At 45.8% G+C, this 253-nt stretch carries 1 pseudogene; it reads right to left on the bottom strand.

Annotated elements, in window-relative coordinates:
• Positions 1-127, bottom strand: a pseudogene (locus tag EYW48_RS21890) (IS66 family insertion sequence element accessory protein TnpB); the annotation flags it as partial.
• Between the last annotated feature and the right edge of the window lie 126 nt (positions 128-253).

Here is a 253-nt window from a genome sequence, read left to right as displayed (position 1 = left end):
CGACGGGTGCTTGAGCCACTTGGTAGCGAGTCGTTTTTTCAACGACTTCAGCTTTGATAAAGCCACCAGTTTGAGATTGCCCAAAGCACTGCAATTGTTGACGCTTTGCATAAAAGGTCGAAAGACTGTAAGCGCGTCATAAACACCGCATTCTAATCAACTTCAGCACGCTATACGATCAAACCTCCAACCTCAAGGAGATTTGAAATGGTAAAACGACGCACCAACCAAGAATGGCAAACCTTGTTCGAGC

Source organism: Vibrio sp. 1180_3 (assembly GCF_029478545.1).
Classification (GTDB): Bacteria; Pseudomonadota; Gammaproteobacteria; order Enterobacterales; family Vibrionaceae; genus Vibrio; species Vibrio aestuarianus.
The sequence above is the reverse complement of the archived record's forward strand: the minus strand, read 5'-3'. Positions and strand labels throughout refer to the sequence as shown.